This is a genomic window from Halomonas rhizosphaerae (genome assembly GCF_030010555.1).
Taxonomy (GTDB): Bacteria; Pseudomonadota; Gammaproteobacteria; order Pseudomonadales; family Halomonadaceae; genus Halomonas; species Halomonas rhizosphaerae.
The window spans coordinates 15,618-29,598 of the sequence record NZ_JASCQP010000033.1 but is presented as its reverse complement, the minus strand read 5'-3'; the positions used below and the strand labels follow the sequence as shown (position 1 = coordinate 29,598).

The following is a 13,981-nucleotide window of genomic DNA, read 5'->3' as shown; positions in this document are numbered from 1 at the left end:
GCCCCACCGGTCGCCTCGTCAGCCTCCAATGTCCGCAACCTGAGGGCAGGGCCCCCATGCTCAACCGTTATCCCCTGTGGAAGTATCTGCTGATACTCGTCGTCCTCCTCGCCGGCCTGGTCTACTCCCTCCCCAACCTCTTCCCCGAGGACCCGGCGGTCCAGATCAGCAGCGAACAGGGCGACGCCACCATCGACGCGCGCCAGCTGGAGCGCATTCGCACCTCCCTCGACGAGGCCGGCATCGATATCCAGGCCGTCGAGGAAGAGTCCAACAGTGTGCTGATCCGCCTCTCCGATGCCGACGACCAGATCAAGGCCCGCGACCGCATCAGCGACATGCTGGGTGCCGAGTACGTCGTGGCGCTGAACCTGGCCGAGGCCACGCCCGCCTGGCTGCAATCGCTCTCCGCCTCGCCCATGACCCTGGGCCTCGACCTGCGCGGCGGCGTGCACTTCCTGCTGGAAGTCGACATGGACGCCGCCCTGGAGCAGCGCCTCGAGGTCAACGCCAGCGCCATGCGCGAGCAGTTGCGCGGCGAACGGATCCGCTACCGCGACACCGAGATCGAGGAGCGCACCCTCTCCATGGCCTTCGCCAACGCCGAAGACCGCGACGAGGCGCGCCGCTTGATCGCCCGCGAGTTCCCCGACTTCGACTACGCAAGCGAAGGCGATGACCGCGGCGCCCGGCTGGTCATGACCATGACCGACCAGGCCGTCCAGGAGCTCCAGGACTACGCCATCAACCAGAACCTCACCACCCTGCGCAACCGGGTCAACGAGCTGGGCGTGGCCGAGCCGATGGTGCAGCGCCAGGGACCGGACCGCATCGTGGTCGAGCTGCCCGGCGTGCAGGACACCGTGGCCGCCAAGCGCATCGTGGGGGCCACCGCCAACCTCGAGTTCCGCCTCGAGGCGCGCCCCGACACCCCGGACAACGAGACCGAGTCCTTCCCGTTCCGCAACCAGGAGTCGCGCAGCGCCGACCTGATGCGCGACGTGATCATCTCCGGCGACAGCGTCTCGAATGCCAACCACAGCTTCGACGAGAACGGCCGCCCCCAGGTCAACATCGACCTGGACGGCACCGGCGGCACCCTGATGAACCGGGCCACCCGCACCAACATCGGCCGCAACATGGCGGTGCTGTTCATCGAGCACAAGACCCGCGAGACCACCGAGACGGTGGACGGCGAGGAGGTCGTGGAGCGCGAGCCCTACACCGAGCGTGGCATCATCAGCCTGGCCACCATCCAGAGTGCGCTGGGCAACAGCTTCCGCATCACCGGGCTCGACTCGCCCACCGAGGCGGCAGAACTCGCCCTGCTGCTGCGCTCCGGCTCGCTGGCCGCGCCGATCTACTTCGTGCAGGAACGCACCATCGGGCCGAGCCTGGGCGCCGAGAACATCGAGCGCGGCATCATGTCGGTGCAGATCGGCCTGTTGCTGGTGGTGCTCTTCATGCTGGTGCGCTACAAGGTGTTCGGCGTCTTCGCCAATGTCGCCCTGGCGCTCAACCTGACCCTGCTGGTGGCGGCCATGTCGCTGCTCGGCGCCACCCTCACCCTGCCCGGCATCGCCGGCATCGTGCTGACGCTGGGCATGGCGGTGGACGCAAACGTGCTGATCTTCGAGCGCATACGCGAGGAGCTGCGCACGGGGCTGTCGGTGCAGCAGGCCATCACGGCCGGCTACGAGCGTGCCTTCACCTCGATCATCGATGCCAACATCACCACCCTGCTGGTGGCGGTAATCCTGTTCTCCATCGGTACCGGGCCGGTCAAGGGCTTCGCCGTGACCCTCTCGCTGGGGATCATCACCTCGCTGTTCACCGCCCTGATGGTGACGCGGGCGATGGTCAACCTGACCTACGGCGGCAAGCCGGTCAAGAAGCTCTGGATATAAGAGGTGGCAATGAAATCCCTCGTCAATCGACAGCTCGACTTCATGGGCAAGCGCCGGGTCGCCTTCGCGATCTCGGGCCTGATGCTGCTGGTGTCGATCGCCGCGCTGCTGTTCCAGCAGCTCAACCTGGGGCTGGACTTCACCGGCGGCACCCTGGTGGAGGTCCGCTACGCGGTGGCCCCCTCCCTGGACGCCGTTCGCCAGGTCCTGGAGGACGCCGAGTTCCGTGACGTCTCGGTGCAGACCTTCGGGGCCTCCACCGAGGTGCTGATCCGCCTGCAGCAGGCCTTCGACCCCGACGTGGGGGAGCGCGTGGTGGAGCTGCTGCGTCGCGGCGGCGACGAGGTGGAGCTGGTGCGCGCCGAGTTCGTCGGCGCCCAGGTGGGCGACCAGCTGCGCGACCAGAGCGGCATGGGCCTGCTGGTGGCGCTGGGCATCGTGATGCTCTACGTGGCCTTCCGTTTCCAGTACAAGTTCGCCATCGGCGCGCTACTGGCCCTGATGCACGACGTGATCATCGTGGTCGGCCTCTTCTCGCTGTTCCAGTGGGAATTCGACCTCACCGTGCTCGCCGCCCTGCTGGCGGTGATCGGCTACTCGCTCAACGACACCATCGTGGTCTACGACCGCATCCGCGAGACCATCCGCAAGTCACGCATCGATGACATGCCGACGATCTTCAACGAGGCGATCAACATGACCCTGTCGCGCACCCTGGCGACCTCCGGCACCACCCTGCTGGTGCTCTTTGCGCTCTTCTTCCTGGGCGGGGACATGATCCACTTCTTCTCCATCGCCCTGATCGCCGGCGTGGTGGTCGGGACCTTCTCCTCCATCTACGTGGCGGCGGCCCTGCTGCTGGCGGTGAAGCTGGATCGCGAGGACCTGATCCCGGCGAGGAAGGAAGACCCCGAGGCCGAAGAGCTGCCCTGACAGCGCCAAGCGGCGCGCCCACCTCTTCGCCGAGGTCGAAACAGAAAACCCCCGCCGGTGATACCGACGGGGGTTTTCCTTTTGGCTTGGCGCTTGTGGCTCGGCGCTCAGAAATGCGGCTTGAGCTGCTGCACCAGGGCCTTGTAGAGGCGCGGTCCGGCGGCCATCAGGCGCCCCTCGATCTCGACACTGGGCTGGCCGTCGGGCGTGCCCATCAGGGCGCCGCTCTCCTTGAGCAGCAGCGAGCCGACGTGCAGGTCCTGCTCCTCCAGGCCCAGCACGAAGGCGGCATCCGCACGCCCCGCCGCCAACTCGGCGATGTCGAGCAGACCGCTGCCCGAGGCACGCTGCAGTTCGATCTGCGGGGCGAGCTGCTGCACCAGGGTCAGGTAGGAGGGCAGGAAGCGTGAGCGCAGCCAGGTCTCGGGCAGGCTCATGGCGATACGGGTGCCGGCCACGGCGGTGTTCTTCGACACGCGCAGGCGCTTGCCGTTGAGCTGGGCGCCGCGCCCGCGACTGGCCAGGTATTCGTCGTCGCTGAAGGGACAGATCACCACCGCATGCTCCGGGCGACCCTTGACGAGACAGACCACCGACAGCGCGAAGCCGGGGGAAGCGACACTGAGATTGGAGTAGCCGTGGAAGGGTTCGATCTTCCACAGGGTGTCGGCACCCTCGCCCTCACCGGCGCGGTGAGGCGTGAAGCGTCCTTCGACGCCATGCTGGGGGTAGCCGCGGGAGAGCTGACGGATGATCAGCGTCTCGGCATTGCGGGCGGCATCCTCGAGAAGGCGGTCGAGGTTGTGCTCCTGGTGGGAGTTCTCGATTCGCTCGCGGATGCGCAGGAACTGTTCGCCGGCGCTGCGTGCCGCACGCAGCGCGAATTGGACCATCGGATGCATGATCGGGCCTTGGGGAGTCAGTGGTGTTAAAGAACGGGTCGGCGCGCATCCTAGCAGAAGCGCACCGGGCGCGCCATTCGACGCACCGGGCCGGCGTGATAGAATCGCTCGCCTTCGCCTCCACCCAGGATCTACAGGCCCCACCATGCTCGAGCGCATCCGCATCGTCCTGATCGGCACCAGCCATCCCGGCAACATCGGCGGCACCGCCCGCGCCATGCACAACATGGGCCTGGCCGACCTTGCCCTGGTGGCGCCGCGCTGCGAGCCGCTCACCGCCGACACCGTCTCCCGCGCCTCGGGAGCGGACCATATCGTCCACGGCGCCCGAACGGTGGAGACCCTGGAGCAGGCGGTGGGCGACGCCACCCTGGTCGTCGGGGCCAGCGCCCGCTCGCGGACCCTGCCCTGGCCGATGATCACCCCGCGCGCGCTCGGCGCCCGGCTCCCGGCGGAGCTGGCCAGCCCCGAGGCGCGCGTCGCCCTGGTCTTCGGCCGCGAGGACAGCGGCCTGACCAACGCGGAGCTGCAGCGCTGCCATGCCCATGTGAATATCCCCACCAACCCCGACTTCAGCTCCCTGAACCTGGCCGCCGCGGTCCAGGTGCTGGCCTACGAGTGCCGACAGGCCTGGCTGGGTCAGCAGGAAGCCAGCACCCCGGCCGAAGCGGCACCGCCCCAGCCGCTGGCCAGCCACGAGGAACTCGAGCGCTACTTCGAGCACCTGGAGCGCACCCTGGTCACCATCGGCTTCCACGACCCGGCCACCCCGCGACAGCTGATGGCCCGGCTGCGCCGCTTCACCCTGCGAGCCCGTCCCGAGCGCATGGAGCTCAACATCCTGCGCGGCATTCTCACCGCCACCGAGCAGCAGGCCGAGCGCCGAGACTAGATGGCGGACGCGGCTTGAAGCCGGCTCGCCGCGCCCCCACTATGAAGGCCATCCCCCATCGCCCCGCCACCCAAGGACCGCTGCATGCTTGAACGTCTGCGCGAGGACATCAACAGCGTATTCGCCCGCGACCCGGCGGCACGCAACTTCCTGGAAGTGCTGACCAACTACCCGGGCCTGCATGCCCTGCTCATCCACCGCCTCAGCCACTGGCTGTGGCGGAAGAACCTCAAGTGGCTGGCGCGCACCCTCTCCACCTTCTCGCGCTGGCTCACCGGCGTGGAGATCCACCCGGGGGCGACCATCGGCCGGCGCTTCTTCATCGACCACGGCATGGGCGTGGTGATCGGCGAAACCGCCGAAGTGGGCGACGACGTCACCCTCTACCAGGGCGTGACCCTGGGCGGGACCAGCTGGAACAAGGGCAAGCGCCACCCGACCCTGGAGGACGGCGTGATCGTCGGCGCCGGGGCCAAGATACTGGGCCCCTTCAGCGTGGGCACCGGGGCCAAGATCGGCTCCAACGCCGTGGTCACCAAGGAGGTGCCCGCCGGCGCCACCGTGGTCGGCATCCCCGGCAAGGTCGTGCACCGCGTCGACCCCGACCAGGGCGAGGAGCTGGAAGTGGATCCCGCGCGGCGCGAGGCGATGCGCCGCAAGTTCGGATTCGACGCCTACGGCGTCAGCCAGGACATGCCCGACCCGGTGGCCCGCTCCATCCAGGCGATGCTCGACCACATGCACGCCGTGGACGAGCGCATCGAGCGCATGTGCACCACCCTGCGCAAGGTCGACGCCAGCTACCGCGACGGCCGCCTGCCGGAGCTGCGCGACGAGGACTTCGCCGACATCCTCGCCGACGTCGACAGCTGCTGCCCGCCCCGGGAAGAGCAGGGAGAGCGGGGCGCGGAGGGCACGCCACCGGGCGAGCGGAAGGCCAACGCGGCCCCTCGACGGCGAAATGGTTGACCACGATACTCGGTCTTTACCATAATGGCCGATCACGTTCATTGACTGCCGACCCGCGTGTCGGTGCCGAGGTGAGTTCCTCATGCGCCTGACCACCAAGGGACGCTATGCCGTCACCGCCATGCTCGACCTGGCCATGAATGCCGACACCGGCCCCATCAGCCTCGCCGACATCTCGAAGCGCCAGGAGATCTCGCTCTCCTACCTGGAGCAGCTGTTCGCGCGGCTGCGGCGTGCCCGGCTGGTGGACAGCGTACGTGGCCCGGGCGGCGGCTACCTGCTGGCCCAGGCCGCGGAGGGCATCACCGTGGCCCAGGTCATCCAAGCGGTGAACGAATCCGTGGATACCACTCGCTGTGGCGGACTCTCGGACTGCCAGCAAGGCGACACCTGCCTGACCCACCACCTGTGGTGCGAGCTCTCCGCGCATATTCACGACTTCCTCCAGGAGGTCACCCTGGCCCAACTGGCCGGACGCGGGGAGATCCAGGCCATCGCCAGCCGCCAGCGCGGCCGGTGGGACGACGGCATCCTGGCCTCCACCAGCTGACTCGACGTCCCCGACATCCGCTCCCGAAGCCCCCATCCCACAGCCCCGATTCGACAACCAGAACAGCGAGCCCATGAGCGCACCCGTCTACCTCGATTATGCCGCCACCACCCCGGTCGATCCGCGGGTCGCGGAGGTCATGAGCCACTACCTGACCCTCGACGGCATCTTCGCCAACCCCGCCTCGCGCAGCCACATGCTCGGCTGGCAGGCGGAGCAGGCCGTGGAGAGCGCCCGCCGCCAGGTTGCCGACCTCATCGCGGCCGACCCCCGCGAGATCGTCTGGACCAGCGGCGCCACCGAGGCCGACAACCTGGCACTGACCGGTTTCATGCGCGCCAACCGGGCCCATGGGCGCCACCTGGTGACCTCCATCATCGAGCACAAGGCGGTGGTCGATACCGCCTTGGCGTTGGAGGAAGAGGGTTTCGAGGTGACCTGGCTGACGCCGGCCCGCGACGGGCGCATCAGCCCGGCACAGCTGCGCGAGGCCATGCGGGACGACACCGTGCTGGTCTCGCTGATGGCCGTGAACAACGAACTGGGCGTCATCCACGACCTGGCAGCACTGGCCGAGGTGGCCCATGCCTTCGGCGCCACCTTCCATGTGGATGCCGCCCAGGCGGTGGGCCGCATCCCGCTGGACGTCGGCCGGCTCGGCATCGACCTGATGTCGCTCTCCGGGCACAAGGCCTACGGTCCCAAGGGCATCGGCGCCCTCTTCGTGCGGCGCAGCCCCGACCTCCGTCTGGAAGCGCTGATCCATGGCGGCGGCCATGAGCGCGGCATGCGCTCGGGTACCCTGGCCACCCACCAGATCGCCGGCATGGGCGAGGCCTTCGCCATCGCCGCCGCCGAGGGCGAGGCCGACCAGGCCCGCATCTCCGCGCTGCGTGACCGCCTGCTCGAGGGCCTTGCCGATTTCGACGGCATCCACCACAACACGGCGGTCGAGGTGGCGGTCCCCAACATCCTCAACCTGGCCTTCGCGGGGGTGGAGGGCGAGTCACTTCTGATGGCGCTGCGCGATATCGCGCTCTCTACCGGCTCGGCCTGCAACTCGGCGAGCGTCGAGCCCTCCTATGTACTGAAGGGCATCGGCCTGCAACGCCCCCTGGCACTGGCCTCACTGCGCTTCAGCTTCGGCCGCTTCACCACCGAGGCCGACATCAACCGCACACTGGACGCCCTGCGACACGCCCTGGACGGGCTGCGTCGCCGGGCGGTCTGACCCTACCACGTTCAGGAGAGAGACCATGGCGCACCTTTCGATCACCACTGCCGCCGCCGAGCAGATCCATCGGGTGCTCGATGAGCGAGGCCACGGCCTTGGCCTGCGGGTCTCGGTCAAGCCCAGCGGCTGCTCCGGCTACAGCTACGTACTCGACTTCGCCGACGAGGCGGCCAATGACGACGTGACCTTCGAGGAGCACGGCGTGATGGTCTTCGTCGCCCCCGAGGCCCTGGAGATGCTCGATGGCAGCGAGGTCGACTATGTCTCCGAGGGGCTCAACCGCTTCTTCCGCTTCAACAACCCCAACGTCAAGGACCAGTGCGGCTGCGGCGAGAGCTTCAGCGTCTGAACGATTGTTCAACGTCGTCCCGGAGCGTTATACTCCCCGCCCAGTCGGCGCACGCTGCCGAACCACCGGTCCGCCGAAACGCCGGTCCGATTCACACGAGTCGCCGCGCCGCCCTCTCCCCCGCGGAGCCAGGGGCGGCGCGGCGCTATCCATCGCCACTGCATCCATCGCCACATCATCCAGCCAACCGGAGACATGCCCCCATGGCCAACCAGCGCACCCTGTCCATCATCAAGCCCGATGCCGTCGCCCAGAACGTGATCGGCGAGATCGAGAGCCGCTTCGAGAAGGCCGGCCTGAAGATCGTGGCCGCCAAGATGCTCCAGCTCTCCGAGGAGAAGGCCGGTGGCTTCTATGCCGAGCACAAGGAGCGCCCCTTCTTCAAGGACCTGGTCGGCTTCATGACCTCCGGGCCGGTGGTCGTGCAGGTCCTCGAGGGCGAGGACGCCGTGGCCAGGAACCGTGACCTGATGGGCGCCACCAACCCCAAGGAAGCGGCACCGGGCACCATCCGTGCCGACTTCGCCGAGACCATCGACGCCAACGCCGTGCATGGCTCCGACTCCCCGGAATCCGCCGAGCGCGAGATTGCCTACTTCTTCGAGGTGGACGAGATCTGCCCGCGCGGCTGATCACGCCTCTCCCGCGGGGGTGGCCACACCCCCGCCCTGCCCCAACGACTCGCTGACCGCCATGACCGCCACCACTGCTCCCCGTCTCACCAACCTGCTCGGCATGACCCGCGAGGAGCTGGAAGCCTTCTTCCTCTCCATCGGCGAGAAGAAGTTCCGTGCCGCCCAGGTGATGAAGTGGATCCACATCGAGGGCTGCGATGACTTCGCGGCCATGACCAACCTCTCCAAGGCGCTGCGCTCGCGCCTGGCCGAGGTCGCCGAGATCCGCGGCCCGGGCGTGGTCTACGAGGGCACCTCCAGCGACGGCACCCGCAAGTGGGTGCTCGAGGTGGAGGACGGCAGCTATGTGGAGACGGTGCTGATCCCCGCCGACAACGGCAAGCGCCGCACCCTGTGCGTTTCCTCCCAGGTCGGCTGCTCGCTGGACTGCAGCTTCTGCTCCACCGGCAAGCAGGGGTTCCAGCGCAACCTCACCGCCGCCGAGATCATCGGCCAGGTGTGGGTGGCCCAGCGCAGCGTGGGGCCGCGCCGCGACACCGCCCACCGCCCCGTCACCAACGTGGTGATGATGGGGATGGGCGAGCCGCTGCTCAACTACGACAACGTCGTCCCGGCGATGAAGCTAATGCTCGACGACGACGGCTACGGCCTCTCCAAGCGCCGCGTCACGCTCTCCACCTCCGGCGTGGTGCCGATGCTCGACAGGCTCGGCGACGAGCTTGACGTGAGCCTGGCCATCTCGCTGCATGCCGCCAACGACGAGCTGCGCAACGAGCTGGTACCGCTCAATCGCAAGTACAACATCCGCACCCTGCTCGACGCCTGCCACCGTTACCTGGCCAAGTGCCACGACACGCGGATGGTGACCATCGAGTACACGGTGATCAAGGACGTCAACGACCAGCAGGAGCACGCCGAGCAGCTCGCCGCCCTGCTCGAGGAGCTGCCGTGCAAGATCAACCTGATCCCGTTCAACCCCTTCCCGCACTCGGGCTACGAGAAGCCCTCACGCAACCAGGTGGTGCGCTTCCAGCAGTGGCTCTATGAGCTGGGCTACACCGCGCCGATCCGCACCACCCGCGGCGACGACATCGATGCCGCCTGCGGCCAGCTGGTGGGCCGCGTCAAGGATCGCACCAAGCGCCACGCGCGCTATATCCAGTCCATCCAGATCGACGCCGACTGAGGGGGGGTCGCCTTGACTTCAACTGGGCTCGGCGCTTTGATGGACGGGCCTTTTTTCACCGCCGCCCGCGTGTCGCAAGCCACCCGAGGCCAGCGATTCCGTGCCCACCTGGAGAGGATGCCATGACTCGTCGCCAGCGCATGACCGGCCTGAGGCAGATACCCGCCGCCACCATGCTGCTGGGCTCGCTGTGGCTGGCCGGTTGCGCCACCCAGACCAACCTGCCCGGGGGCAGCGGCAACGAGGCCGCCGATGCCTACACCCGTCTCGGCGTCGCCTACCTCGAGCGTGACAACCTGTCGCGCGCCATGAATGCCCTGGACCGCGCCCTGGAGATCGATCCCCGTGATGCCGAGGCCCTGCAGGCCATGGCCATGGTCCATCAGCGCCAGGGCGAGGCCGAGCTCGCCGACGAGACCTTCCGCCGCGCCCTCGAGGCCGACCCCTCGTTCACCCGGGCACGCAACAACTACGCCGCGTTCCTGTATGATCGGGGCCGCCTCGAAGAGGCCTGCGAGCAGCTCGACCAGGCTTCCCGCGACACCCAGTACGACAACCGGGCGCAGCTTTTCGCCAACCTCGGCCAGTGCCGGCTGGAGATGGGCGACGTCACGGCGGCCCGCGAGAGCCTGGCCCGCGCCCAGGCCATCGCCCCACGCCGCCCGCGCAGCTACCTGCTGACGGCCGAACTCGAGTACGCCCAGGGCAACCTCGAGCGCGCCGAGCAGCAGCTCGAGACCTACATGCGCCTGGTCGGCCCGCGGGCCGAGGCCCTGCGCCTGGCCCGCGACATTGCCCGGGATCGCGGCGACCCGGCCACCGCCAGCTTCTACGCCGACCAGCTGGAGTGATCCCGTGCCGGGCCACGACCACCGTTTACTGACGAAGGATGCTCAGCCATGAGCGACATTCACACCGATGATGCCGCCGAGACCGCGCCACGCCAGGCCTCCCCGGGCGAGATGCTGCGTCGCGAGCGCGAGGCCCAGGGCCTCGACCGCGAGGAGGTCGCCGCCGCCCTGAACCTGCGCCCGGCGGTGATCCAGGGGCTGGAGGGCGACAGCTACGAGGAAGTGCCGGTGGCTGCCTATCGCCGCGGCTACCTGCGCAGCTACGCCCACCTGCTCGGCATCGACGACCGCCCCGTGCTCGAGGCCTACAAGGCACGCTTCGGCACCCAGGAGACCGAGCACCGCATCACTCCGGTACAGGTCACCCGGCCGCCCTCGCGCCTCGGCGCCTGGCTGTTCCGCCTGGTCACCGTGCTGGTGATCGCCGGCCTGATCGGCCTGACGCTGATGTGGTGGCAGAGCCGCGGCGGCAGCCAGCCGCCCGCGCCCGGCGATAGCGGGCCGGTGTCGGTGGACAGCCTGGATGGCAGCACCACCATCACCGAGGACGACACCGGCACCGAGGGCGACACGAGCACCGACGAGTCCCTGCCGCCACTGCCCGAGGAGGAGAGCGACCTCGGCCTGGTCGAGGACGCCCCCGCCGTGGACGAGCCGAGCGATGCCGAGCCGCCGTCGCCGGCGGACGATGACGCCGCCGACGAGACGGCGCCTGTCGAGGACGAGACCGCCCCCGACGACACCGCCGCCAGCGACGGCGAGGCGGCCGTCGAGGTCGAGGCCGCCTCCGAGGCCGAGAGCCCCGCCGAGGCACCGGCCGGCGATACGCGGGTGCTGGAGCTGACCTTCAACGAGCAGTCCTGGACCGAGATCTTCGACGCCAGCAATGAGCGCGTCTTCGTCGGGCTCCAGGAACCCGGCACCACGGCACGCGTCGAAGGCGAACCGCCGTTCCGCCTGACCGTGGGCAACGCCACCGGCGTCGAGCTGGTCTGGCAAGGCGAGCCCGTGGACCTCCCGGCGCGCGCCGGGGCCAACAACGTCGCCCGCTTCACCCTGGGAGAATGATTCCGTCACCATGCACGCACAATCCCCCATCGTTCGTCGCAAGTCACGCCAGATCCATGTCGGCAAGGTGCCGGTCGGGGGCGATGCCCCCATCTCCGTCCAGAGCATGACCAACACCGACACCCTGGACGTGGCCGCCACTGTGGCCCAGATCCGCCAGCTCGAGGCCGCCGGCGCCGACATCGTGCGCGTCTCGGTCCCCGACATGGACGCCGCCGAGGCCTTCGGCCGCATCAAGCGCGAGGTCGAGGTCCCGCTGGTCGCCGACATCCACTTCGACTACAAGATTGCCCTGCGTGTTGCCGAACTCGGCGTCGACTGCCTGCGCATCAACCCCGGCAACATCGGCAAGGAAGAGCGCGTGCGCGCCGTGGTCTCGGCCGCCCGCGACAACGGCATCCCGATCCGCATCGGCGTCAACGCCGGCTCGCTGGAGAAGGACCTGCAGAAGAAGTACGGCGAACCCACGCCCGCGGCCCTGGTCGAGTCGGCCATGCGCCATATCGACCACCTCGACCGCCTCGACTTCCCCGACTTCAAGGTCAGCGTCAAGGCCTCCGACGTCTTCATGGCCGTGGCCGCCTACCGCGACCTGGCCGGGCGCATCGAGCAGCCGCTGCACCTCGGTATCACCGAGGCCGGCGGGCTGCGCTCGGGCACCGTCAAGTCCTCCATCGGGCTGGGCATGCTGCTGATGGACGGCATCGGCGACACCATCCGGGTGTCACTCGCCGCCGACCCGGTCGAGGAGATCAAGGTCGGCTACGACATGCTCAAGAGCCTGCGCCTGCGCAGCAAGGGCATCAATTTCATCGCCTGCCCGAGTTGCTCGCGCCAGAACTTCGACGTCATCGCCACCATGAACGCCCTCGAGGAGCGCCTGGAGGACGTCATGACGCCGCTGGACGTCTCGGTGATCGGCTGCGTGGTCAACGGCCCGGGCGAGGCGAAGGAGAGCGATATCGGCCTCACCGGCGGCAGCCCCGCCAACCTCGTCTACATCGACGGCAAGCCGGCGAGCAAGCTGCGCAACGACCACCTGGTGGACGACCTGGAGCGGCTGATCCGCGACAAGGTCCGCGAAAAGCAGCAGGCCGAACAGGATGTCATCGCCCGGGACGCCTGACCCTTCGAATGGCGTCCGGCGAGCAGACAAGGAGCAAGCATTGAGCACGTCCCAAGCGAGTCAGAAAGAATCAAGCAAGAAGAAGATCCAGGCCATCCGTGGCATGAACGACCTGCTGCCTGAACAATCGGTGCTTTGGCAGTACGTCGAGGGCCAGGTCCAGGCGCTGATGCGGCGCTATGGCTACGCCGAGATCCGCACGCCCATCGTCGAGCAGACCGCACTGTTCAAGCGCTCCATCGGCGAGGTCACCGACATCGTCGAGAAGGAGATGTATACCTTCGACGACCGCAACGGCGACAGCCTGACCCTGCGCCCCGAGGGCACGGCGAGCTGCGTGCGCGCCGCCATGGAGCACGGCCTGCTGCACAACCAGACCCAGCGCCTGTGGTACCAGGGTCCCATGTTCCGCCACGAGCGCCCCCAGAAGGGCCGCTACCGCCAGTTCCACCAGGTCGGCGTGGAGGCCTTCGGCCTCGAGGGGCCGGACATCGATGCCGAGACGATCCTGCTCTCGGCCCGACTGTGGAAGGCCCTGGGGCTCTACGAGCACGTCAGCCTGGAGCTCAACTCCCTGGGCTCTTCCGAGGCCCGTGCCGCCTACCGCGACACCCTGGTGGCCTACTTCGAGCAGCACCATGCCCTGCTCGACGAGGACTCTCGCCGGCGCCTGACCAGCAACCCGATGCGCATCCTCGACTCCAAGAACCCCGACATGGCCGAGATGCTCGACGCCGCGCCGAGGCTGATGGACCACCTGGACGACGCCTCCCGCGCGCACTTCGAGCAGCTCTGCGCGCTGCTCGACGCCGCCGGCATCGACTACGTGATCAACCCGCGGCTGGTGCGCGGCCTGGACTACTACGGCCGCACCGTCTTCGAGTGGACCACCACGGCGCTGGGCAGCCAGGGCACGGTGTGTGCCGGCGGCCGCTACGACGGCCTGGTGGAGCAGCTCGGCGGCAAGCCGACCCCGGCGGTGGGCTTCGCCATGGGCATCGAACGGCTGGTGCTGCTGCTCGACACCCTGGCGCTGGTGCCCGACACCGCTCGCGACGAGCTGGATGTCTACCTGCTGCCCATGGGCGAGGCGGCCACCGCTGCCGCCCTGCTGCTCGGCGAGCGCCTGCGCGAGGCGCTGCCCGAGCTGCGCCTGCAGCTGCACTGCGGAGGCGGCAGTTTCAAGAGCCGCATCAAGAAGGCCGACCGCAGCGGCGCCCGCCTGGCCTTGCTGCTCGGCGAGGACGAGCTGGCCGAGGGCAGCGTGACCCTGAAGTTCCTGCGCGAGGAGCGCGAGCAGCAGCGCCTCCCCCAGGCAGGGCTTGCCGACACCCTGACATCCCTGCTGGAAGGCGAATCCTTCGCCTGACGGACACCTG

14 protein-coding genes are annotated in these 13,981 nt (G+C 68.5%); 13 read left to right on the top strand and 1 reads right to left on the bottom strand.

Features of this window, described 5'->3' with window-relative positions; genetic code table 11:
• Positions 1 to 56: 56 nt before the first annotated feature.
• Positions 57 to 1,907, top strand: coding sequence for a protein translocase subunit SecD (gene secD, locus QLQ83_RS15490; protein WP_282736419.1), 1,851 nt, complete (start codon positions 57 to 59; stop codon positions 1,905 to 1,907).
• 9 nt (positions 1,908 to 1,916) lie between these two features.
• Positions 1,917 to 2,840 carry a protein translocase subunit SecF gene (secF, locus tag QLQ83_RS15485; protein ID WP_282736418.1) on the top strand — a complete coding sequence of 308 codons (924 nt, stop codon included), beginning with the start codon at positions 1,917 to 1,919 and terminating at the stop codon, positions 2,838 to 2,840.
• 107 nt (positions 2,841 to 2,947) lie between these two features.
• Here the strand turns inward: secF and QLQ83_RS15480 are convergent, their stop codons facing one another.
• Positions 2,948 to 3,742, bottom strand: coding sequence for an inositol monophosphatase family protein (locus QLQ83_RS15480; RefSeq protein WP_282736417.1), 795 nt, complete (start codon positions 3,740 to 3,742; stop codon positions 2,948 to 2,950).
• A gap of 145 nt (positions 3,743 to 3,887) precedes the next feature.
• On the opposite strand from QLQ83_RS15480, the gene trmJ reads away from it, so the two are divergent.
• The 11 genes from trmJ (at position 3,888) to hisS (ending at position 13,971) form a co-directional block, all read left to right on the top strand.
• Positions 3,888 to 4,634 (top strand): tRNA (cytosine(32)/uridine(32)-2'-O)-methyltransferase TrmJ, encoded by a 747-nt coding sequence (gene trmJ / locus QLQ83_RS15475; protein ID WP_282736416.1) that lies wholly within the window; start codon positions 3,888 to 3,890, stop codon positions 4,632 to 4,634.
• A gap of 84 nt (positions 4,635 to 4,718) precedes the next feature.
• Positions 4,719 to 5,603 (top strand): serine O-acetyltransferase, encoded by an 885-nt coding sequence (cysE, locus tag QLQ83_RS15470; RefSeq protein ID WP_282736415.1) that lies wholly within the window; start codon positions 4,719 to 4,721, stop codon positions 5,601 to 5,603.
• 82 nt (positions 5,604 to 5,685) lie between these two features.
• Positions 5,686 to 6,153: a Fe-S cluster assembly transcriptional regulator IscR gene (iscR, locus tag QLQ83_RS15465; protein ID WP_282736414.1), complete on the top strand. Its 468-nt coding sequence runs from the start codon at positions 5,686 to 5,688 to the stop codon at positions 6,151 to 6,153.
• 73 nt (positions 6,154 to 6,226) lie between these two features.
• A complete protein-coding gene (locus tag QLQ83_RS15460) occupies positions 6,227 to 7,384 on the top strand; it encodes an IscS subfamily cysteine desulfurase (protein WP_282736413.1) in 1,158 nt (385 codons plus the stop codon).
• 25 nt (positions 7,385 to 7,409) lie between these two features.
• Entirely contained in the window at positions 7,410 to 7,736 is a 327-nt protein-coding gene (locus QLQ83_RS15455; RefSeq protein ID WP_282736412.1) for a HesB/IscA family protein, read from the top strand.
• A gap of 203 nt (positions 7,737 to 7,939) precedes the next feature.
• Positions 7,940 to 8,368 (top strand): nucleoside-diphosphate kinase, encoded by a 429-nt coding sequence (ndk, locus tag QLQ83_RS15450; RefSeq protein WP_282736411.1) that lies wholly within the window; start codon positions 7,940 to 7,942, stop codon positions 8,366 to 8,368.
• 61 nt (positions 8,369 to 8,429) lie between these two features.
• On the top strand, positions 8,430 to 9,557 hold the full coding sequence (rlmN, locus tag QLQ83_RS15445; RefSeq protein ID WP_282736410.1) for a dual-specificity RNA methyltransferase RlmN: 1,128 nt from the start codon (positions 8,430 to 8,432) through the stop codon (positions 9,555 to 9,557).
• Between the two features lie 122 nt (positions 9,558 to 9,679).
• On the top strand, positions 9,680 to 10,408 hold the full coding sequence (gene pilW / locus QLQ83_RS15440; RefSeq protein ID WP_282736409.1) for a type IV pilus biogenesis/stability protein PilW: 729 nt from the start codon (positions 9,680 to 9,682) through the stop codon (positions 10,406 to 10,408).
• 48 nt (positions 10,409 to 10,456) lie between these two features.
• Complete coding sequence (locus QLQ83_RS15435; RefSeq protein WP_282736408.1) at positions 10,457 to 11,476, top strand: RodZ domain-containing protein; 1,020 nt, start codon at positions 10,457 to 10,459, stop codon at positions 11,474 to 11,476.
• A 10-nt stretch (positions 11,477 to 11,486) separates the two neighbouring features.
• Positions 11,487 to 12,602 carry a flavodoxin-dependent (E)-4-hydroxy-3-methylbut-2-enyl-diphosphate synthase gene (gene ispG, locus QLQ83_RS15430; RefSeq protein ID WP_282736407.1) on the top strand — a complete coding sequence of 372 codons (1,116 nt, stop codon included), beginning with the start codon at positions 11,487 to 11,489 and terminating at the stop codon, positions 12,600 to 12,602.
• 40 nt (positions 12,603 to 12,642) lie between these two features.
• Complete coding sequence (gene hisS / locus QLQ83_RS15425; protein ID WP_282736406.1) at positions 12,643 to 13,971, top strand: histidine--tRNA ligase; 1,329 nt, start codon at positions 12,643 to 12,645, stop codon at positions 13,969 to 13,971.
• Positions 13,972 to 13,981 lie beyond the last annotated feature (10 nt).